The sequence below is a fragment of the Yersinia artesiana genome, assembly GCF_902726545.1.
Lineage (GTDB): Bacteria > Pseudomonadota > Gammaproteobacteria > Enterobacterales > Enterobacteriaceae > Yersinia > Yersinia artesiana.
Map to the genome: position 1 here is coordinate 1 of NZ_CACVAD010000025.1, position 20699 is coordinate 20699.

The following is a 20699-nucleotide window of genomic DNA, read 5'->3' on the forward strand; positions in this document are numbered from 1 at the left end:
CACCCCAACACCCCAACACCCCAACACTCCAATACCGACACCTGAATACCATTCCCTATATACCTGTCTTATATACCCATAAACTCGGCTTTAACTTCCTAAAACTTATTCCCTAAACAAATAACCCATCTGTGAATCGCAGGCATAAAAAAAGGCGCCGTAGCGCCTCTTTAAGGAGTTTTTTCTGATACTTAGAGCACCAGGCCCGCGATAGAAGCGGACAGCACACTGACCAGTGTAGAGCCGTACAGCAGTTTCAAACCAAAACGAGAAACGACGTTACCTTGATGTTCATTCAGGCCTTTAATCGCACCGGCTACGATACCGATGGAAGAGAAGTTAGCGAATGAAACCAGGAATACGGACAGAATACCTACACTGCGTGGTGACAATTCTGATGCCACTTTCTGTAAGTCCATCATTGCCACAAATTCATTTGAAACCAGTTTGGTTGCCATGATACCGCCAACTTGCAAGGCTTCATGAGCAGGGATGCCCATTACCCAGGCAAACGGGAAGAAGACATAGCCCAGAATACCCTGGAAGCTAATACCAAACAGCAGACTGAACAGAGCATTCATCGCAGCAATCAATGCAATGAAACCAATTAGCATTGCCGCAACGATAATGGCAACTTTAAAACCAGCCAGGATGTATTCACCCAGCATTTCAAAGAAGCTTTGTCCTTCGTGCAGGTTGCTCAGTTGTAACTCTTCTTCATCTTCAGCTTTATATGGGTTGATTAGCGACAACACGATAAAGGTACTGAACATGTTAAGCACCAGTGCTGCAACCACGAATTTCGCGTCCAGCATTGACATATAAGCACCGACTATCGACATCGAAACCGTCGACATTGCCGTTGCTGCCATGGTGTACATGCGCTTTTCAGACATTTTGCCCAAAATATCTTTATAGGCGATGAAGTTTTCAGACTGGCCCAGAATCAGTGAACTGACTGCGTTGAATGATTCCAGCTTACCCATACCGTTAATTTTGGACAGTAAAGTACCAATCAGACGAATAATGACCGGCAGAACTTTAATGTATTGCAGAATACCAATCAGGGCAGAAATAAAGACGATAGGGCACAGCACTCTTAGGAAGAAGAACGCGAGACCTTTATCCCCCATATTGCCGAAGACAAAGTCGGTACCGGTAGCGGCAAATCCAAGCAATTTGTCGAATAAGCCGGCGAATCCTTTCACAAAACCTAATCCAACTTCCGAGTGGAGGAAGAAGTACGCTAACAGCACCTCAATAACCAACAATTGAATAACAAACCGAATGCGGATGCTTTTACGATCCTTACAGATCACTAGAGCGAGTATGGCCACTACGACTAAGGCCAACGCAAACTGTAGAATATGGGACATGTGTGCTCCAAATTAGAGGCAGGCTAGGTTTTGGTGGACATTTTATGTAACGGCTACATTAAAAACGAGATGTAGTCTGCAAATATAGAAATTCACTTTCATAAATGCAAACAAATTAGCGGGGTTGATCACAAAAAACAGGATGTTAATAATATGCTACAAAGATAGTGTAGATATGCTAATTTGGGCAATTGTAGCGTCCAGTCTCAAAAATTGCGATGCAGCTTTTAACTCAATTTTTCAGAAACCAACACTGACGATGACGGCACGACAAATTATGCGGTATTAGCTATCAGAGAGATAAGTTTCACCGCCACAAATGCGCTTGATAACTATTATCATTTAGATATTATTAAAGATAAGAAAGTAGCCGTAAATTTTCCAAAGGTAATACTGAATGTTGAATAGTCGTGTTGTCGATACGCCCCCCCGTACATCAAGGAGGATCAAACTCTCCCTGATGGGGCCTGCTTTTATCGCGGCTATCGGCTATATCGATCCCGGTAATTTTGCCACCAATATTCAGGCCGGTGCTTCCTTTGGTTATACCTTATTATGGGTCGTGGTTTGGGCCAATTTTATGGCCATGCTTATCCAACTGCTTTCCGCCAAGCTCGGTATTGCTACTGGCAAAAATCTGGCTGAACATATTCGTGACCGCTTTCCTCGCCCTGCGGTATGGGCTTACTGGGTGCAAGCCGAAATCATTGCGATGGCGACAGACCTGGCTGAGTTTATTGGGGCGGCGATTGGGTTCAAATTGCTCTTGGGTGTGACCCTGCTTGAGGGGGCGATACTTACAGGCATCGCGACCTTCCTTATATTGATGCTGCAAAAGCGCGGGCAAAAGCCATTAGAGCTAGTAATTGGTGGCCTGCTGTTGTTTGTCGCCGCAGCTTATATTGTGGAACTTGTCTTCTCACGACCAGAGATAGCAGCCTTAGGCCGTGGGATGTTAATCCCGGATCTCCCTAACCGCGATGCAGTATTTTTAGCCGCCGGGGTATTGGGCGCAACAATAATGCCGCACGTAATCTATCTGCATTCATCATTAACGCAAACCGCCGGCGAAAACTCTAAAGCGGATCGTTACGCCTCGACCAAATTGGATGTAGCCATTGCCATGACGATTGCGGGTTTTGTCAATTTGGCGATGATGGCGACGGCAGCTGCCGCTTTCCATTTCAACGGCTATGGCAGCATTGCGGAAATTGAACAAGCTTATTTAACATTACAACCCTTGCTGGGTAATGCCGCCGCGACCATTTTTGGTTTGAGTTTAGTTGCCGCAGGGCTGTCATCAACCGTGGTCGGAACCTTGGCCGGACAAGTGGTTATGCAGGGTTTTGTGCGGTTTTACATTCCCATTTGGGTGCGCCGAACAGTAACTATGCTGCCTTCCTTTATTGTCATTTTGATGGGAATGGATGCCACACGCATATTGGTGATGAGTCAGGTATTGCTGAGTTTCGGTATTGCTTTGGCGCTAGTGCCATTGCTGGCCTTTACCGGCAATAAAGAATTGATGGGGGATATGGTTAACTCAAAATTAATTCAGATTTTGGGAAAACTGATTGTACTGGTGGTGATTGGATTGAATGCTTACTTACTAATAAGCCTGCTTTAATTTATCAATAAGGCGAGTTAAGGACAAAAACTCGCCTGAGTATTCTCATTTAGTCATGATGATGGTCATGACCTTTGCCGTGATGATGTTTTTTACTCTGTTTTTTATGATGCTTGTCATATTTCCAGTAGTGTCCATCACGATAGTAGTAGTTCTTTTTCCACCAATCTTTGTGTTGCCAGCGGTGACCATCCCAGTAATGACCATGACGATTCCGCTCACCTAAATCTCGGCCTTGATGATTTTGCCACCATTGACGATCACGCCAGTCATAACCATCCCAATAATTACCACTGCGGTCTTGCTCGCCAATCTGTAGCGAAACACTGGGTAGCAACTCAATACTCTCGGCATTGGCCATCGGGATAAGCGGGAACCAGGCTAAGATAGTTATCAGCAACAGAGGTTTTATCCTTCTTGGTCGCACTACGCTTAGCTTTAACATTGTTGATTTAAACATGGCCGTTTTTAACATTATTTATCCTTGTCTGGCCTTACAGGCTATGACGCTATCTTAAACAGTAAGTCAGCCACAGGGATTCGGATAAAACTGTAAATATAGGTTTTAGGATTTATCTGTGAGGAGAGGTAATCGGTCGCGACAGGGAGCATTAGCCCCCTGTTGAATACTTAAAAAGAGAACGTTTACATCAAGATATTCTCAATGATTTTTATTTCTGCATCACTGAATTCGGTATTGGCCAACATACCGACAGCATCATCAATTTGACTGATTTTGCTGGCCCCGATCAGTGCTGACGTCACTCGCCCGCCCCGCAATACCCACGCTAAAGACATTTGCGACAACTTCTGCCCTCGATCAAGCGCCAGTTCATTCAATTGGCGAACCTTTGCCAGTTTTTCCGCTGAAAGTTGCTCAGGATTCAGGAACTTACTGTCACTGGCTGCCCGTGAGTCCAATGGGATGCCGGCCAAATAGCGATCAGTTAATAAACCGCCCGCCAGTGGTGAGAAAGCAATAGATCCAACACCATACTCGTCCAACGTATCTTGCAGGTCTGCCTCAATCCAACGCTCAAACAAGGAGTATTTGGGTTGATGAATCAAACAGGGCGTACCGAGTTGTGCCAGAATTTCGCAGGCCTGACGTGTTTGTGCTGCTGGATAGTTGGACAAGCCGACATATAAAGCTTTGCCTTGGCGCACCAGTAAATCCAGCGCAGCCATCGTCTCTTCCAATGGGGTATTAGGGTCTGGGCGGTGATGATAGAAAATATCAACATAATCCAGCCCCATCCGCTGTAAGCTTTGATTAATGCTGGCGACCAGATACTTTTTGGAACCCCAATCACCATAAGGGCCGGGCCACATGGTGTAACCCGCTTTGGACGAAATAATCAGTTCATCGCGATAAGGGCGCAAATCTTGTTGCAAGATTCGGCCAAAATTCAGTTCGGCGGAACCGGGCGGTGGGCCATAGTTATTGGCTAAATCAAAATGGGTAATACCATGATCAAAAGCACGATGAATCAGGTTGCGGCTATTTTCATACAAGGTGCTGTCACCAAAGTTATGCCACAAGCCAAGAGAAATCGCTGGCAGCATTAATCCACTGCGGCCACAACGGTGATACTCCATCTCCTGATAGCGGGAGGACGCTGCCTGATAGACCATGATGTCCCTTATTGATGAAAGTAAACAATGCCTTAATGTATGCGTTTCCACCGATTTCGAACGCTGGCGTGATCACAGAGTTTGCATCCGATGACAGGGGAGAATGCCTGTCAGCAAGACCTTCTGCTATGTGGGCTAATTAATAATTTAAAAAACATTAGATTTATTGATGATTTGCTCAATACTTATTTGACAATAATAAGCATTGAGGCGGGTAGTGATGGCGAGCAACTATAAGGTAGCAGATTATTTACTGGATCGACTGGCACAAGTGGGTATCAGGCATCTATTTGGTGTCCCTGGTGATTTCAATCTTCACTTTTTAGATCATGTCATCAACCATCCGGTTATCCAATGGATGGGATGCGCGAATGAACTTAACGCGGCTTATGCGGCCGATGGCTATGCCCGAGTCATGCCCGCGGCGGCGCTATTGACCACAACAGGGGTTGGTGAGTTAAGCGCTATTAATGGTATCGCGGGTAGCTTTGCTGAATATCTTCCTATCATTCATATTGTCGGCACTCCGGCGCTGCGCTCGCAAAAAGCGGGTGAATTATTGCATCATTCATTTGGCGATGGTGATTTCAACCATTTCGCGCGGATGGCGAAAGAAGTTGCTTGCGCGCATACCAGCTTAACTGCCGAAAATGCCGCGTCTGAGATTGATCGCTTGTTGGTGGCGGCACTTTATCAACGGCGTCCGGTCTATTTACAGCTCCCCTCTGATGTGGGAGAGGCGGAGTTAACCAGCCAATCTGGGGCGTTAGCACTGTCTCAACCGATGTTATCCCCGACCTCATTACAGGCTTTTATTGAGGCAGCCCGTCAAAAATTGCAGTCGGCGCACCGGGTGGCGCTGTTGGCAGATTTTCTCGCCGATAGATTTGGCGCACGACCAGCACTGAATCATTGGCTGGCAGAGGTGAATCTACCGCATTCGACATTGCTGATGGGGAAAGGCTTGCTGGACGAGACTCACCCGATGTTCATTGGAACTTATGCCGGAGCCGCCAGTGATGCCAGCGTCAGAGAATATATTGAAGAGGCCGATGTGCTGATCACCGTCGGGGTGTGGTTCGTTGATACCATTACCGCCGGATTCAGCCAACATATTACTCAGGATAATTGTATTGATGTTCAGCCGGAACAAGTGCGGATTGGCCGTCAGGTTTTTAGTCAAATCCCCATGCTGGCCGCCGTCAATGCGCTACACGAGTTATGCCTGTCTTTACAGGGAGAATGGCAGCAGCCGGTCATCACTCATCCTATACCCGCGCTGCCGTCCGATAATCTCCTTAGCCAGCACGCTTTTTGGTATCACATCCAGCATTTCCTGCGGTCGGACGATATTGTGGTGACAGATCAAGGCACCTCCAGTTTTGGTGCCGCCACACTGCGTCTGCCTTCTGGCTGTACCTTTGTCACCCAATCATTGTGGGGATCAATTGGTTTTAGTTTACCCGCAGCCTATGGCGCGCAATTGGCGCAACCGCAGCGCAGAGTAATTTTGCTGGTAGGGGATGGCGCAGCGCAGCTCACCATACAAGAGTTGGGGTCGATGCTGCGTGATGGTTTAACTCCTATTATTTTTCTGCTTAATAATCATGGTTACACGGTAGAGCGGGCTATTCATGGGCCACAGCAACCCTATAACGACATTGCCGAGTGGGATTGGACGCAGCTACCCCAAGCTTTGGCTGTAGACAAAGCCTCATTGACTTGCCGGGTCACGCAGGCGGATGAACTGCAACAGGTACTGACACAGATCGAAAATTGCCAGCAATTAGCATTTATTGAGGTTATGTTGCCACCAATGGATATGCCTGAATTAATGGTTAATGTGGCCAAATCTATTCAGGCCCGTAATGCTGCGGTTTAATGGCACCGGTTAGTTGATCCAACAGCCAATAGCCTGCCGGCCCCGGTGGGCTTTTTTTCGACCAAACTGCATCAATTGAGATCATTTTTGGCCAACCTGCGATTGGCAAGGCAACCAGTTTTTTATCACTGTATTGCTCAACCATCCAGTGCGGTAAAATCGCCCAACCGAAGCCTTGCACCGCCATCTCCATCAACATTAAATAACTGGGGGCTGACCATATCAATCCCTGCGACTGATTGCGCTCGGTGCGGTTATAGGTGTTGAGACAGAGTTGGCGAGTGGTGGCGAGTTGTTCCGGGTGAACCTGAGATAATTGTGCCAACGGATGATGGCGTTGCACAAATATCGCCATTTCGCTTTGCTCAGCTAATCGGTTGGCGGCAATGTCCGGCGGGTAATGTTGTTGTACCTCCACTACGCCGATATGCGCCCGCCTCAGTTGCAGCAAATCAATCACATCATCATCTTCAGCAATCAAACACTCAAATTCGATATCGGGGTAACGTTGCTCAAAGCGGCGTAGCAAACTCTCGTGATGAGTTGGCTGGTAGGTGTCGGATAAGACAAACGTCAGACGGGTTTCAACCTGGCCCGCCAGCCGGATTGATAGATTATCCAGACGCTCACTGGCCGCCAGAATTTCTTGCACATGAGAGAGCACGCGCCGTCCGTGATCGGTTAATACCGGCTGACGAGCTTGCCGGTCAAATAAGGTTAACCCCAGATCGGCCTCCAGATTGGCGATGGCGGTGCTGATGGTTGACTGGCTTTTGCGTAGTTTACGGGCCGCAGCGGAGAATGATCCCAGTGCGGCAGCTTCGACAAACGCAATCAGCGCTTCGGGAGAGTAGTGCATAATCTATCTATTTTATCGATGGGTTCTATTTTTAATCTATCTTAAAAAACGATGATAATCACCTTCGACATTGTGTTATTGATTAATTAAGTGGGTGTTTTATGCAAGTTCAGCGCAAATCATTTTTTGAGCGGGTTATTCATGCCATTGGTTTTGAAGTGATTGCCGTCGCAATTTGTGCGCCAGTCGGGGCATGGTTACTCGATCGTTCCGTATTACAAATGGGCACATTGGCCATTCTTCTCTCTTCTGTGGCGATGTTGTGGAACATCATTTACAACAGTCTGTTCGACTACTTCTGGCCGGTGAACCGGGTCGCGAAAACCCTGCGTGTGCGAGTATTCCATGCGTTGGGCTTTGAAGGCGGGTTTATTCTGATTGGTTTACCGATTGCGGCTTTCGTATTGGGGATTTCACTGTTACAGGCGTTTATATTGGAGATCGGTTTCTTCTTGTTCTTCCTGCCTTACACCATGTTCTATAACTGGGCTTATGATAGTTTGCGGGCGCGAATTATCCGCTCACGCCAGCCCGATGTCTTAACGCCAGCCGCCGATAAAGGGCGGGGTTCAAACTAATATGAAGTTAATGACAAAGCTATTTATGGCTCAGTGAGTGAAGGGTTGACCGTACCTAGGGGCACTTCGACGGCTTACGCCGTTACGACCCCAACGGCACGTTTCCCCTTCATTTAATACTAATAGTTGGCTCATCACGAACTATGATTTCTTGTTTCAGCAGCGGCAATTTACCGCTGCTGAAACGTTTTTATGTGATCTTTATCGCAAAGCGAAACGGTTTCCAGCATTGAGATTGTTGTTTCGCCAACCTGATTTTACAGTGGGCATAGTTGAAGTTAAGAATATCTGTAACGGAGAAGTTTCTGATGACGAGCTATGCCCTGGTGGGTGACGTTGGCGGCACTAATGCCCGTTTGGCGCTTTGCGCTGTGGCGACGGGCGAAATATCACAAGCAAAAACATATTCAGGGTTAGATTACGACAGTCTGGAAGCTGTCATTAAGCAATATTTATCAGAGCATAAGGTCACGGTAGAGCATGCCTGTATTGCTATTGCCTGCCCGATAACCGGTGATTGGGTGGCAATGACCAATCATACTTGGGCGTTCTCTATCGCGGCGATGCAACAAAACCTCGGACTGGAGCACTTAGAGATCATTAATGATTTCACCGCTGTATCAATGGCAATTCCCATGTTGTCTGAGCACGATGTGCTGCAATTTGGCGGTACATCGCCACAGCCGGGCAAACCGGTGGCGGTATATGGTGCCGGGACGGGGTTAGGGGTGGCACATTTAGTTAATGTGGATAGCCGCTGGATAAGCTTGCCGGGTGAAGGCGGGCATGTGGATTTTGCGCCCAATAGCGAAGAAGAAGACCGGATTTTGGCGGTATTGCGTCAGGAACTGGGCCACGTTTCCGCCGAGCGGGTACTTTCCGGGCCAGGGCTGGTCAATTTATACCGGGCCATTGTGATTTCCGATGGTCGTCTGCCCGAAAATCTGGCACCGAAAGATGTGACTGAACGCGCTTTGGCAGACAGTTGTACTGATTGTCGCCGCGCATTATCACTGTTTTGCGTGATTATGGGGCGCTTTGGCGGTAATTTAGCCTTGAATCTCAGCACTTTTGGCGGCGTGTATATCGCTGGCGGAATTGTGCCGCGCTTTATGGAATTCTTTAAAGCTTCCGGTTTCCGCGGTGCTTTTGAAGATAAAGGGCGTTTTAAAGATTTCTTACAGGATATTCCGGTCTATATGATCACGCACCAGCAACCCGGTTTGCTGGGCGCAGGGGCTTATTTACGTCAGAAGTTAGGGTATACTCTTCATCCTTAAAACTGCATAGATCACCGGATTGAAACGAAAAAGCAGAGTCAAGGCTCTGCTTGAGGTTAATGACAAAGTGCCCGTAACGGTGAAAACAGGTAGATCGTAAAGACGCCGTAAACCCATCCCTGGGGGCTCGAGCCGCGCCATCCGTGGCGCGGACGCTTTACTCTTCTACCTGTTCTCCCCTTGCAAGATCGAGTCGTTGGAGTTTGTCAGCAGTCTGAGAGCCAAGGCTCTGCTTTTTTACAACTTATAATGATTAGGCGTGGCTGCTGGCGGTGACCCCAGATGAAGCCGTTGATCTGTTTTCTGCCTCGGTAGCCGCCCCTTTTGGCGGTTTGATAACCAGGGTTAACAACAGAGAAACCACTGACATCACTGCAATAACGATAAAGGTTGCGTGATATCCGCCCAGTTGTGCTGCAATAAATGACCCTGCCAGTGCACCTAAACCAAACCCTTGATAGATAACCCCATAGTTTTTGCTATGGTTTTTCAGGCCAAAGAAATCGCCCACAATGGCTGGGAACACCGTAATATTTCCGCCGAAACAGAAAGCAATGGCACCGACACACAAGAAGAACAGGGCATGAGTCAGCGGGACAAAACTCAACACCGATACGGCTAAAGTGGTCACCAGCAAGGTAAAGCTGATCACTCGCAGGCGGCCCACTTTATCGGATAGCGCCCCCAGAATAATACGTCCGGCAGTGTTAAAAATGGCGATGGCCGACACGGTATTGGCTGCGGTCGCCAAATCCATCCCCGCCAACTGCACGCCCAAATCCTTCACGATACCAATCAGATATAAGCCACTCATACATGCAGTGAAGAAGATGATAAACAGGAAGTAAGACTCTTTGACTGCCAGCATCTCTTTGACACTGAAATCACGACCAGCGCGCGCTGATGGCAGGTTGGCAGTGGTTTGCGGTGCGACTACTTTTTCCCGCAACAAGAAAGAACCTGCCCCGACCAAAACCATCACGATAATGCCCCAGTAGAAGAAAGCCAGTGAGACCCCCTGATTGGCAATCAAACTGGCATTCACGTATTTGAACAGCAGGCTACCGGTACCAAATGCCCCGACAGAAATACCTGAAATCAAGCCCTTACGTTCCGGGAACCATTTGATCAGATTCGACAGCGTGGTGATGTAGGCGGTGCCATCGGCAAAACCAACCACAATCCCCGCCAGCAGATAAATCATTCCTAGCGAGGTGGCAAAAGAGCTGGCAATCAAACCCAAACCGAGGATGATACCGGAAATTAACGTCAGTTTACGAATGCCAATGCGCTCTTGCAGACGGCCAGCAAACAAGGTGGCGATAGCCAGAGAGAAACTGGTGATAGAGAACGTGGTTGCCACCGCTCCGAGTGACCAACTGAATTTTTCCCCCAGCGGCTGATTGAATAAGCTCCAGGTATAGATGGTGCCTAAACCCATCTGAACGATGATAGTACCAACAACAATTAGCCAACGATTTACCGGTTTACTGCTCATGCCGGACTCCTTAAACATCAATGCATACGGCCCGAATGGGGGCTATTGCTGACGGGATAGTAGTCAGCAATAGCGTCGGAGCCTAAAAATTACGCGCTGATGGAGCACCGAAAATCTTGTATTGTGGTGTTATCAGCCCGCCGAATGAAACCAGTATACGGGCGGGCTAATAGCAATAGATCGAAAGGGGAATGAGCTGCATTCGGGGAGGAATGAAATGCATTTAAAGGCGCATCAGTTGCCTGAATTCTTTTATCTTGCTGCGGCTCACCGGGACTTCAAAATCCAAATCACTGAGCCGCAGAATATAGGTGTTGTTAAACCAAGGCACGATTTCGCGGATTTTGGCTAAATTCACGCAATAAGAGCGGTGACAGCGGAAAAAGTATTCTTCAGGCAGGCGACTGCAAAATTCAGTGATATTCATCGGCATGATAAATTCTTCGCGCCGAGTGTAAACCAGCGTGACCTTTTCCTGCGCCGCTGCGTAATAAATATCATTGATATCCGTGACAATGATGCGCTCATCTTTCATCAGATTGATGGTATGGGCCGTTGGGCGATGACTGGGGCTGTTGGTTTGTTCTTTATTTTGGCGATCACGTTTATACAGGGCTTCCAGCTTTTGCAGCATAGTGACAATACGCGATTCGTGGTAAGGCTTTAAAATATAGTCAAAAGCTTCAATTTCAAAGGCTTCTACCGCATGCTCTTTATAAGCAGTAATAAAGATAATGTAAGGTTTATGGGTAAATTTGCTGATATTTTGCGCCAGTAAAACGCCATCGAGCGATGGAATATTAATGTCGAGAAAAATAGCATCAACCTGATGATTTTGCAGATATTTAAGCACGTCCAACCCATCTTCAAAGGTGGCTTCGATGGTGATATTACTGTGCTGCTGGATCAGGTAACTTAATTCTTCCTGAGCCAGAAATTCATCTTCGACAATAATTGCTTTCACGGGTTAAGCTCCGGCTGAAATACTGGGTTCTGCATGGACTTTGCCGCCATTTTTACTGATATAAAAAGAAATCTCGGTGCCCGGTTCCATTCGGCGTATCTGTAAACCCTCGCCATAGAGTAATTTCACTCGATGATGGACATTCAGTAAGCCGATTTTATTGCCGGGCATTTCGTTATTTGCCACGCGCTCAATGGTTTCCTGGTTGATCCCATTGCCGGTGTCTTTCACCGAGATTTTTATCTGATCGCCACAGTCTTTAACCGCAATAACTACCACACCTTTACCTCGGTACGGCTGAATACCATGCACGATAGCATTCTCTACCAGCGGTTGGATCAACAAGCTGGGGATTTTTAGTGCAATATCGTCGTCAATATCATAAATGACAGTCAATTTGCTGCCAAATCGCGCCTGTTCGATGGCAATATAGTCTTGAATTTGATGTAGTTCTTTACGAATATCAATTTGTTCATCATTCAGTTCAAGATTATAGCGCAGGTAGCGCGATAGATTGATGATCAATTGACGCGCGGTATCTGGATTAATACGAATTGATGAGGAAATAGCATTTAAAGCATTAAATAAAAAGTGCGGGTTAATTTTACTTTGTAGCGCCCGCATTTCCGCTTTATTCGCCATTTCGCGCAGTTGTTCAATACGCGAAACCTCAATTTGGGTTGAGATAATTTGCGACAAACCTACTGCCATCACTTTGAGTGAATAAGTGATTTTATGGGCATGGCAATAATAGATTTTCAGCGAGCCGGTCACTTCGCCTTTTTCCCATAAGGGAATAATGATAAGCGAATGAATTTGCGGCGTCCGGTGGACCTCATCATTATTACGGATGGTAATTTTACCGCGCTGAATACTTTCCTTGGTAATGTCACTGATTATTTCATGGCCGATATTATAGGTTTCTACCCCGACACCGACATATGCCAAAATATGCTGGGTATCGGTGATAGCAACAGCATCGGCCTTGATATCATGGCGAATAATTTCACACACACTGCGTAATGACTCGCCGTTGATATGGCGAAAATAGGGTAAGGTTTTATTGGCAATATCCAGCGCCAGCTTTGCCTGTCGCGCCGCAATCACCTCTTTTTCATCCTCGACACTCTGCACTAGCAGCACAATTAACCCGATACAGACGGCTCCTAAAATCATTGGAATGGCGATTTTAGACACAATATCGATGCCCAATGCGGTTGGTTTGGCCCAGATAACCACCAAGAGCATGGTCAGCGATTCGCAAATCATACCGGCCAAAATACCGATGCTCCATTGCCGCTCTTTTTTGATTTTCAGGTTGATATAACCCGACATCAAACCCGCGATAATACTGGTAATCAAACAGGGGACTGAGGTAATACCATCAATATCAATTAAATAACGATGAGAGCCAGCAATAAGCCCAGTAATAATCCCCACCCACGGGCCAAATAGAATACCGCCGGACATCACGGCAATCACCCGCACGTTAACCAGAGAACCTTCAACATTGATACCGGAATAGGTGCCGAAAATAGCAAATAACGAGAAGATAGCGGTGACGGCGGCTAATTCTAGCGGCGTGTGTTTCTCTTTTTGCAATAACTGACGAAATAGATGGGTGCGGGTCAGGAAGAACAGGCAAATTAGCATCAGTGCGGCGCGATCAAATACCGCCAGTAGCATTTCAAATATCTGGTGCACACTCTTTTCTCTTGGTAACAACCGGGGATTGGCGGTAAGAAACCATCAGATCCTGGGGCGAATAAGCGAATCACTATAAGGAAAACGGGGGGAGACTGCTACTTTATCCGTGCTATTGAATGGCGTCTGCCGGAGCAATAAGCTCCGGCAGAGTCTCTGGTGGCAGAAGATCACTTCATTCCTAATTGCTGCTTGCCGATGGCGGTTAAATTATCGACTGTGGCCCTGCCAACAAAATCGACTTCAAAATCATCGGCTGCAAAGTCAGGCGGTGAGCGGCCATCAATAAAGCTGGCTAACTGGCGTGGTAAGTAAGCGGCATTTTTTTCACACCAAGGGGCAGCAGCGATATACATCACATTGCTATCAAACTCGCCGTTATGTTCGTTTTCTACCGAATGGATAACATCGCAGTGCCAAAATACCGTATCGCCTGCTTCCAGATCAGGAATAGGGGAAATGGCTTCGATTAAAAGAGGATGCCATTGCTCAGAGGCCGATAATGCGCGCCCTGGTGCCGCACCGCACAAGTCATCATCAGCCACATCATCTTGCAAAGCGCGTAGCAGGATGTAAGCCATGGCATTGGCAATTGGAATCACGTTTAACGTCCCGGCATTAGTGCGTTGCGGTGTCAGCGCAGTCCAGCCTTGGAATGTTCGAAACATGGAACATACTGCGGGTGACGGGAATTCGCGAACTTCCGGGCGACCTTCAGCAGCAAAGGGATCGTATTTCTGCCACTCACCAGAAAATACATGGCGGTAAACATGGCGGAAATTCTCATCCAGCCAGCGTTCAATAGAACCACCATCCACATGAGGCGATAAGCCAAGAGATGAGGATTTTGGCGGACGGCGGCGGGTTCGGTCGGCATAAGTTACCACTCGGTTAGGGTCAAAGTGTTGCTTGCCATTGCTTTCGGTTTGCCACAGGTTATTTAAGAAAACCTGTACTGCGTTCATGCGTTGGTTCTGACGAGCCTCAACCTGTGGAGTTGACCAGTAAATGCCGTAAATTTGTGGCTTGCTGGCCGCCAGAGTGCCGAAGTAGTTGTCTTCCGCTGCATTTTTCAGGCGCTCGACAAAATTATTGCGATCCAGATAATCACCGATTTCGCGGTTCCATGCCGCGGCTTTCTCTGTCGGGAATACCCCGAGAATAGCGCAACAGCCCCGTTGTTTTATTTGGGCTTTTTGCTCGTCAGTGACTTTGCCCTTGATAATATCATCAGCATGAATACGTGGAACCGGGTTCTCACCCTGAGCCAGACTACGGCGGATCTCACTAACTTGTTGACGGATATTCTCTTCTACCTCTTGGAAGACCTGCTGATAATTGGGTAGCGCTTGACGTAATTGTTGTTTCACCGCTTTGATTGCTGCGGGGATATCGTCTATTTGTAATGAAGACATAATGTTGATTCTCCAATAGCAGTAGGTGAGGCCAGAGTCATGGTTGCGTTTTGCTGACCATTTGTTTGTTTTTTGTTATCTTCAGGTAAACATTATTTAGGTAAAATAGAGAAGAATAAAGGGATGAGGTTTTCGTAAAATTTCCTCTTTAATTTTTCTCCTCTTTTTACGGCTAACATCTTCAAATTGAGGGAAAAATAGTGCCAGTGATCCCCATGTTTAGTTGCTCGCCCATTTCTTTGAGCACACCCCGGTTGATGCTGGACAGTCTTGTCGGGCAGGATTGGCCGCTGTTTTTACAATTGCATCAAGACCCGGATGTTCAGCGCTATATTGCTGATCCGCAGGGAATGGCCGAAATACGCGCTCGCTTTGAATCACGTTTAATGCCGTGGGAAAAAACCGCCAGTCACTGGTTATGTTTGGTCATCCGCGAAAGAGAAAGCGGGCAGGCGATAGGGCTGACCGGTTTTTTAGCTGAGTGGCTGCCGCTACAACAGGCTGAGGTGGGGTATGCCATATTGCCGTCTTATCACGGCAAGGGTTTGGCGAAAGAATCACTGACGGCGGTGCTGGAGTTTGGTTTTCAACAATGCCAATTCCATAAAATGAAAGCCACGGTCACTGTAGGGAACACTGCTTCACGGCGGACGTTGGAGAGCTGCGGCTTTCAGTTGGAAGGTACCTTGCGTGATAATTTTCAGCTTGATGGGCAATGGTGTGATGATTGGGTATTGGGGTTGTTGGCTAGCGAATTTGTACCATCGCGTTGAGCTCCGATGAGTTGGATATTTGTTATCAGCCTATCGACAGTTAATCAGCGCTGGGATATGTTCATCAACAGACCATTGACTGGTCAGCGTCGCTCGGACGGTCCGGGCGCTCACGTATCCTTGAGGAAATTATGGCTGAATCCCCTTCCAAACGTCGTTTTACCCGAATTGATCGTCTTCCCCCTTATGTTTTCAATATCACTGCTGAATTGAAAATGGCCGCGCGTCGCCGTGGCGAGGATATCATTGATTTTAGTATGGGTAATCCGGATGGCCCAACGCCGCCGCATATCGTTGAGAAAATGTGCAGCGTTGCACAACGTGAAGACACTCACGGCTATTCAACTTCTCGAGGGATACCTCGCTTACGCAGAGCGATTTCGCGCTGGTATGCGGATCGTTATCAGGTGGATATTGACCCTGAAAGTGAAGCCATTGTTACCATCGGCTCGAAAGAGGGGCTGGCGCATTTGATGCTGGCGACATTGGATCACGGTGATACCGTGCTGGTGCCCAATCCCAGTTATCCTATTCATATCTATGGTGCGGTAATTGCCGGGGCGCAAGTGCGTTCGGTTCCTCTGACCGAAGGTATTGATTTCTTTGGTGAACTGGAACGCGCTATTCGCGAAACCATTCCGAAGCCGAAAATGATGATCCTCGGTTTCCCGTCTAATCCGACCGGGCAATGCGTGGAGCTGGACTTTTTCGAGCGCGTTGTGGCGCTGGCGAAGCAATATGATGTGCTGGTGGTGCATGATTTGGCTTATGCCGACATTGTATATGATGGCTGGAAAGCCCCATCAATCATGCAAGTGCCGGGTGCAAAAGATATTGCTGTCGAGTTCTTTACCTTATCAAAAAGCTACAATATGGCGGGCTGGCGTATTGGTTTTATGGTCGGCAACCCTGAGTTGGTCAATGCATTGGCGCGGATTAAGAGTTACCACGACTACGGCACCTTTACCCCGTTACAGGTGGCAGCTATTGCTGCGTTGGAAGGGGATCAGCAGTGCGTGCGTGATATCGCCGAACAATACCGCCAACGCCGTAATGCCTTGGTTCGTGGGCTGCACGAAGCGGGCTGGATGGTTGAAAATCCGAAAGCATCAATGTACGTCTGGGCTAAAATTCCCGAACCTTATGCGCATTTAGGGTCACTTGAGTTTGCCAAGCGTTTGTTATCTGATGCGAAAGTCTGCGTCTCGCCGGGGATTGGCTTCGGAGATTATGGTGATACCCACGTCCGTTTTGCTCTGATTGAGAATCAGGACCGGATCCGCCAGGCGGTGCGCGGAATTAAAAGTATGTTCCGTGCTGATGGTTTGCTGAAACCGGGTAAATCTGCGTCAGGGGAAGTGGTTTAATCCGTTAGCGATTTCTCTTTAGCTGTTGAACACTATACTTATTTTTAATTGCGTTATTTAAGTGGAGCGTGCGGCTATGAGAAATCGCTATTCATTACCTCAGATAACCCTGCATTGGTTGACGTTATTGATGGTCATCCTGACCTACGCGGCGATGCTGCTTAGTGATTCGGTGCCTGATGAAGACAGAACATTAGTAAAAAATCTGCATTTCAATTTTGGCATTTCTGTCTGGCTACTTATGTTGGTACGGCTCTGGTTGCGCCACAAAAATACCATTCCTCCGATCACCCCAAAATTGCCTGACTGGCAGCTATTAGGGGCGCATATTTTGCATTGGGGTCTGTATTTGATGTTTTTATCATTGCCAATATTGGGTGTTTTGGCGCAGGCCTATGGTGGGAAAACCTGGTTCTTGCTCGGCTGGCAAGTTCCGCAATGGGTGACACCGAATGATGAAGCGCGGGCTTATCTAAAGCAAGCGCATGAATTAATTGCTAATTTAGGATATTTCGTGATTGGTGCTCATGCCGTGGCGGCGCTTTATCATCACTATATTCGCCGCGATGATACTTTACGCAGAATGATGCCGGGTAAATGATTTAGCGACTAAAAATGATAAAGGGCGCGAATGCGCCCTTTATACGATGTCAGGTAGTGAATGTCTCAGTCGAATACTATTCGACCATCATCATGAAGGTGCCAACCCAAACCACCAACATAATTGAGATACCCATAAAGAAATATTTCACTGAACAACTCCTCCTTGGAGCTACCGCGTCAGCCTGAGTTAACTCAGTCGCTGTCTACGTTTGATGACGCTAATGTAAGCCCAACTAAGAGAGACTTTCAATACTGTAATTTTATGCATCAGATCACATTTCACGTACAAAAAAGCAAGAAATGTTAGTCAATGTATTGAAGTGTGAAGCTATTAACGTTTTTTTAAATTACCGCCTAATAACAATTTGTTACTATCTTGGGGTAAATTTGAGCAGCAATTCTTGCTCACTTTGATTGGGGGATTTTTCTTAGCGTTATATCAGCTTCAAAACCCAGTAAATAAAGGGCTTGCTCCAGAGCTTCAACCTTGGAGGCGTAATACACATCGAGTAGGCGGTCCATCTGTGCACCATTCAAGTTCAGTTTGCGAGCCATATCGGCTTTGCGGGTTTGAGTGGTGAGCATGGCATTGTGTAATTCTGCTTTAAGCCGCACCAAAATTGGCACATGAATAGCAATATCATCCGGTTTCAATGCGGATGGCATCGGGACAGGTTGCTGTTCTTCTATTTGTGCGGCAATACAGTTTTTAATGCCATCTTGTGCTTCTAACTCTATGTTATCGACCGAGTAAGTTACAGAACCTAATTCGGGGAAATCGCGGTAATGGATATGGTATTCGCCGCTGGCTTCATCATAGGTATAGCTGGCAGGGTAATGGTGCACGGTGTAGCTCCTGTAACAACAAGGTACTTCAAGATGCAGACATTGTACTGGCATCGGCAGCGTGGGGTTACTTATTTAGTGCATTTGCTCAAATGATTGAGATTTAGTAGCAAGGGCAACGTGCCATTATCCTGTCTCAGATTATACTTTCCCCCCTGAATAGAGTTTAACGAACGCACAACAATAGATATAACAAGCTACAAACATTTCAGTGTTATATAATTAGATATAATAAGTAATAAAATGAACGTTATTTAAAATCTAAATATCTTTAGGTATTAAGCTAAATTTCACCCTATTTTATAGATTTAAATATTTTTAATAACATTACATATCTGCTACTATTCTTCGCGAGCAAAAAACCTTGTAAATCAACCAGAAATGTACTTGCACTTGCAATTAATAACTGCCTGTTATTATTTGATTGTATTTTAAAAAGAGTTATTGCTTTAACTTAAGTTAAATTCACACTATTTATTTCTTTGAATTATGGCATTCGATCTTTTATTGAGAATATTAAGTTTATGATGAAAAAAATATTTCTGGCTTCGGCTTTAATAACCACATTTTTATTAAGTGGTTGTGCGACAGAATCTTCACGTTCGTTAGAGGTAGCAAAAGTTGCTTCTTATGGTACGCAATATAACGGCCCCCGCAGTCCTATTTCCGTAGGTAAATTTGATAATCGCTCAAGTTATATGAGCGGAATCTTCTCTGATGGCGTGGATCGTTTAGGGAATCAGTCAAAAACCATTCTGGTGACGCACTTGCAACAAACTGGCCGCTTTAATGTATTAGAGCGTACCAATATGGAAGAGTTAAAGAACGAAGCGGCCATTTCCGGGAAAAGCCAGCAGTTGAAAGGCGCTACCTATGTTGTTACCGGTGATGTGACCGAGTTTGGCCGTAAAGAAACCGGTGACCGTCAGCTCTTTGGTATTTTAGGGCGGGGCAAATCTCAGGTGGCTTACGCCAAAGTTAATCTGAATATCGTCAATGTTAATACCTCAGAAGTGGTGTTTTCTTCACAAGGTGCTGGCGAGTATGAACTGTCTAACCGTGAAGTCATTGGCTTTGGTGGCACGGCAAGTTATGACTCAACCTTGAACGGCAAAGTGCTGGATTTAGCTATCCGTGAAGCCGTCAATAACTTGGTCGCCGGTATTGAATCAGGCGCATGGCAGCCTGCGAAATAAATCTTAATAACGAGTATGGATACTGCAAGATGAAACTGACACAAAAGATATCTCTGCTATTAGCAGCCAGCGTGTTGGCTGGTTGTGCCACGGCACCGAAACCTATTTACCACTGGGATAATTATCAATCTACGGTTTATGAATATTATAAATCTGATGCCAGCCCTGAACAGCAAATTGCTGCCTTAAAAGAGAGCATTGAAAAGTCTCGCGCTAAAGGTTTGCCTGTTCCTCCAGGTTTACATGCACATCTGGGCATGTTGTATGGCAATACCGGTCATACCGACCTGGCAATGGCTGAATTTAACACGGAGAAATCGGCATTCCCTGAGTCTGCTCCGTTTATGGATTTCTTGATGAGTAAGGATAAAGGGGCATTTAAATGAAAGCTATTTTTGCGGTATGTGCTGTCATGATGGCGCTGTTATTGACCGGTTGCGCTAAGCCAGTCAGTCAGGATTACTCAGCCTTTAAGCAAAGTAAGCCAAAGAGCATTTTGGTTCTGTTGCCACAAAATCAGTCACCTGAAGTGGAAGCCAGTCATGGCATGCTGTCTCAGGTCACTTACCCTTTATCTGAAGCGGGTTACTACGTGTTGCCAGTAGCCGTCGTTGAAGAAACCTTCAAACAAAATGGGATGACTAACGCCGCTGATATCAGTGCTGTCAGCCCGGCCAAACTTCGCAAGATCTTTGGTGCTGATGCAGCACTGTACATTACCGTTGTCCAATATGGTACGTCATATCAGATAGTGACCAGTGATACACGGGTAACGGCAAATGCAAAACTGGTTGATTTGAAAACCGGTAAGCTGCTGTGGAGTGGCAGTGCTACTGCATCCAGCAATGAAGGAGATAGCTCTTCCGGTGGCATTATCGGTATGCTGGTTCAGGCCGCGGTCTCTCAGATTGCCAATACTATGACTGACAAAAGCCATGATATTGCTGCTATCACCAGCGCCAGAATGCTGTCTGCCGGGACACCAAACGGCATTTTGTACGGGCCGCGCTCCCCACAATACGGTAAAGATGGCATATAAGCCTCTTTAATACTCATGCCCCTGAAGCCCTCGGGGCATGAGTTTATTTCTGCAATC

20 protein-coding genes are annotated in these 20699 nt (G+C 46.7%); 10 read left to right on the forward strand and 10 right to left on the reverse strand.

Annotated elements, in window-relative coordinates; genetic code table 11:
* Window positions 1-191: 191 nt before the first annotated feature.
* Complete coding sequence (locus HU019_RS10325; RefSeq protein WP_174849653.1) at window positions 192-1376, reverse strand: NupC/NupG family nucleoside CNT transporter; 1185 nt, start codon at window positions 1374-1376, stop codon at window positions 192-194.
* Between the two features lie 397 nt (window positions 1377-1773).
* Here HU019_RS10325 and HU019_RS10330 point away from each other — a divergent pair, with 397 nt between their 5' ends.
* Window positions 1774-3003: an Nramp family divalent metal transporter gene (locus tag HU019_RS10330; RefSeq protein WP_174849652.1), complete on the forward strand. Its 1230-nt coding sequence runs from the start codon at window positions 1774-1776 to the stop codon at window positions 3001-3003.
* A 49-nt stretch (window positions 3004-3052) separates the two neighbouring features.
* Here HU019_RS10330 and HU019_RS10335 read toward each other — a convergent pair whose 3' ends face one another.
* Both HU019_RS10335 and HU019_RS10340 read right to left on the reverse strand, forming a co-directional pair.
* Window positions 3053-3478, reverse strand: a complete 426-nt coding sequence (locus tag HU019_RS10335) for a DUF2502 domain-containing protein (RefSeq protein ID WP_174849651.1) — start codon at window positions 3476-3478, stop codon at window positions 3053-3055.
* Between the two features lie 170 nt (window positions 3479-3648).
* Complete coding sequence (locus tag HU019_RS10340; protein WP_174849650.1) at window positions 3649-4638, reverse strand: aldo/keto reductase; 990 nt, start codon at window positions 4636-4638, stop codon at window positions 3649-3651.
* A 220-nt stretch (window positions 4639-4858) separates the two neighbouring features.
* Between HU019_RS10340 and HU019_RS10345 the strand changes: the two genes are divergently transcribed.
* Window positions 4859-6520 carry an alpha-keto acid decarboxylase family protein gene (locus HU019_RS10345; RefSeq protein ID WP_174849649.1) on the forward strand — a complete coding sequence of 554 codons (1662 nt, stop codon included), beginning with the start codon at window positions 4859-4861 and terminating at the stop codon, window positions 6518-6520.
* Here HU019_RS10345 and HU019_RS10350 read toward each other — a convergent pair.
* Window positions 6492-7379, reverse strand: coding sequence for a LysR family transcriptional regulator (locus tag HU019_RS10350; protein WP_174849648.1), 888 nt, complete (start codon window positions 7377-7379; stop codon window positions 6492-6494). The two genes, HU019_RS10345 and HU019_RS10350, sit on opposite strands and share 29 nt — an antisense overlap.
* A gap of 101 nt (window positions 7380-7480) precedes the next feature.
* On the opposite strand from HU019_RS10350, the gene HU019_RS10355 reads away from it, so the two are divergent.
* Window positions 7481-7957, forward strand: a complete 477-nt coding sequence (locus HU019_RS10355; RefSeq protein WP_174849647.1) for a multidrug/biocide efflux PACE transporter — start codon at window positions 7481-7483, stop codon at window positions 7955-7957.
* A 308-nt stretch (window positions 7958-8265) separates the two neighbouring features.
* A complete protein-coding gene (gene glk, locus HU019_RS10360) occupies window positions 8266-9237 on the forward strand; it encodes a glucokinase (protein WP_174849646.1) in 972 nt (323 codons plus the stop codon).
* 253 nt (window positions 9238-9490) lie between these two features.
* Here glk and HU019_RS10365 read toward each other — a convergent pair whose 3' ends face one another.
* The 4 genes from HU019_RS10365 to HU019_RS10380 form a co-directional block, all read right to left on the reverse strand.
* A complete protein-coding gene (locus tag HU019_RS10365) occupies window positions 9491-10735 on the reverse strand; it encodes an L-lactate MFS transporter (RefSeq protein ID WP_174849645.1) in 1245 nt (414 codons plus the stop codon).
* Window positions 10736-10958: 223 nt separating this feature from the next.
* Window positions 10959-11699: a LytR/AlgR family response regulator transcription factor gene (locus HU019_RS10370; protein WP_174849644.1), complete on the reverse strand. Its 741-nt coding sequence runs from the start codon at window positions 11697-11699 to the stop codon at window positions 10959-10961.
* Window positions 11700-11702: 3 nt separating this feature from the next.
* Window positions 11703-13403, reverse strand: a complete 1701-nt coding sequence (locus tag HU019_RS10375; protein ID WP_174849643.1) for a sensor histidine kinase — start codon at window positions 13401-13403, stop codon at window positions 11703-11705.
* Window positions 13404-13573: 170 nt separating this feature from the next.
* Window positions 13574-14818, reverse strand: a complete 1245-nt coding sequence (locus tag HU019_RS10380; RefSeq protein ID WP_174849642.1) for a DUF1479 domain-containing protein — start codon at window positions 14816-14818, stop codon at window positions 13574-13576.
* A 257-nt stretch (window positions 14819-15075) separates the two neighbouring features.
* On the opposite strand from HU019_RS10380, the gene HU019_RS10385 reads away from it, so the two are divergent.
* The 3 genes from HU019_RS10385 (at window position 15076) to HU019_RS10395 (ending at window position 17559) form a co-directional block, all read left to right on the forward strand.
* Window positions 15076-15591: a GNAT family N-acetyltransferase gene (locus HU019_RS10385; RefSeq protein WP_174849641.1), complete on the forward strand. Its 516-nt coding sequence runs from the start codon at window positions 15076-15078 to the stop codon at window positions 15589-15591.
* 131 nt (window positions 15592-15722) lie between these two features.
* Window positions 15723-16958: an alanine transaminase gene (gene alaC, locus HU019_RS10390; RefSeq protein ID WP_174849640.1), complete on the forward strand. Its 1236-nt coding sequence runs from the start codon at window positions 15723-15725 to the stop codon at window positions 16956-16958.
* A 76-nt stretch (window positions 16959-17034) separates the two neighbouring features.
* Window positions 17035-17559 carry a cytochrome b gene (locus HU019_RS10395; protein WP_174849639.1) on the forward strand — a complete coding sequence of 175 codons (525 nt, stop codon included), beginning with the start codon at window positions 17035-17037 and terminating at the stop codon, window positions 17557-17559.
* 76 nt (window positions 17560-17635) lie between these two features.
* On the opposite strand, the gene ypdK is transcribed toward HU019_RS10395, so the two are convergent.
* Window positions 17636-17710: a membrane protein YpdK gene (gene ypdK / locus HU019_RS10400; RefSeq protein WP_098057507.1), complete on the reverse strand. Its 75-nt coding sequence runs from the start codon at window positions 17708-17710 to the stop codon at window positions 17636-17638.
* 256 nt (window positions 17711-17966) lie between these two features.
* Window positions 17967-18407, reverse strand: coding sequence for a type II toxin-antitoxin system HicB family antitoxin (locus HU019_RS10405; RefSeq protein ID WP_174849638.1), 441 nt, complete (start codon window positions 18405-18407; stop codon window positions 17967-17969).
* A gap of 524 nt (window positions 18408-18931) precedes the next feature.
* Here HU019_RS10405 and HU019_RS10410 point away from each other — a divergent pair.
* The 3 genes from HU019_RS10410 to HU019_RS10420 are packed head-to-tail and all read left to right on the forward strand — an operon-like array spanning window position 18932 to window position 20642.
* Complete coding sequence (locus HU019_RS10410) at window positions 18932-19603, forward strand: CsgG/HfaB family protein (RefSeq protein ID WP_174849716.1); 672 nt, start codon at window positions 18932-18934, stop codon at window positions 19601-19603.
* A gap of 29 nt (window positions 19604-19632) precedes the next feature.
* Window positions 19633-19989 (forward strand): DUF4810 domain-containing protein, encoded by a 357-nt coding sequence (locus HU019_RS10415; RefSeq protein WP_174849715.1) that lies wholly within the window; start codon window positions 19633-19635, stop codon window positions 19987-19989.
* Window positions 19986-20642: a DUF799 domain-containing protein gene (locus tag HU019_RS10420; RefSeq protein WP_174849714.1), complete on the forward strand. Its 657-nt coding sequence runs from the start codon at window positions 19986-19988 to the stop codon at window positions 20640-20642. Before HU019_RS10415 ends, HU019_RS10420 begins: the two co-directional genes overlap by 4 nt.
* Window positions 20643-20699: the final 57 nt, after the last annotated feature.

Bases quoted from the DNA above. Each gene is read 5' to 3' on its own strand.
- HU019_RS10395 (WP_174849639.1), top strand. From the start codon at position 17,035: ATGAGAAATCGCTATTCATTACCTCAGATAACCCTGCATTGGTTGACG.
- HU019_RS10385 (WP_174849641.1), top strand. From the start codon at position 15,076: ATGCTGGACAGTCTTGTCGGGCAGGATTGGCCGCTGTTTTTACAATTG.
- HU019_RS10420 (WP_174849714.1), top strand. From the start codon at position 19,986: ATGAAAGCTATTTTTGCGGTATGTGCTGTCATGATGGCGCTGTTATTG.
- HU019_RS10335 (WP_174849651.1), bottom strand. From the start codon at position 3,478: ATGTTAAAAACGGCCATGTTTAAATCAACAATGTTAAAGCTAAGCGTA.
- glk (WP_174849646.1), top strand. From the start codon at position 8,266: ATGACGAGCTATGCCCTGGTGGGTGACGTTGGCGGCACTAATGCCCGT.
- HU019_RS10355 (WP_174849647.1), top strand. From the start codon at position 7,481: ATGCAAGTTCAGCGCAAATCATTTTTTGAGCGGGTTATTCATGCCATT.
- HU019_RS10365 (WP_174849645.1), bottom strand. From the start codon at position 10,735: ATGAGCAGTAAACCGGTAAATCGTTGGCTAATTGTTGTTGGTACTATC.
- HU019_RS10350 (WP_174849648.1), bottom strand. From the start codon at position 7,379: ATGCACTACTCTCCCGAAGCGCTGATTGCGTTTGTCGAAGCTGCCGCA.
- HU019_RS10380 (WP_174849642.1), bottom strand. From the start codon at position 14,818: ATGTCTTCATTACAAATAGACGATATCCCCGCAGCAATCAAAGCGGTG.
- HU019_RS10415 (WP_174849715.1), top strand. From the start codon at position 19,633: ATGAAACTGACACAAAAGATATCTCTGCTATTAGCAGCCAGCGTGTTG.
- HU019_RS10325 (WP_174849653.1), bottom strand. From the start codon at position 1,376: ATGTCCCATATTCTACAGTTTGCGTTGGCCTTAGTCGTAGTGGCCATA.
- HU019_RS10410 (WP_174849716.1), top strand. From the start codon at position 18,932: ATGATGAAAAAAATATTTCTGGCTTCGGCTTTAATAACCACATTTTTA.
- alaC (WP_174849640.1), top strand. From the start codon at position 15,723: ATGGCTGAATCCCCTTCCAAACGTCGTTTTACCCGAATTGATCGTCTT.
- HU019_RS10345 (WP_174849649.1), top strand. From the start codon at position 4,859: ATGGCGAGCAACTATAAGGTAGCAGATTATTTACTGGATCGACTGGCA.
- HU019_RS10330 (WP_174849652.1), top strand. From the start codon at position 1,774: ATGTTGAATAGTCGTGTTGTCGATACGCCCCCCCGTACATCAAGGAGG.
- HU019_RS10340 (WP_174849650.1), bottom strand. From the start codon at position 4,638: ATGGTCTATCAGGCAGCGTCCTCCCGCTATCAGGAGATGGAGTATCAC.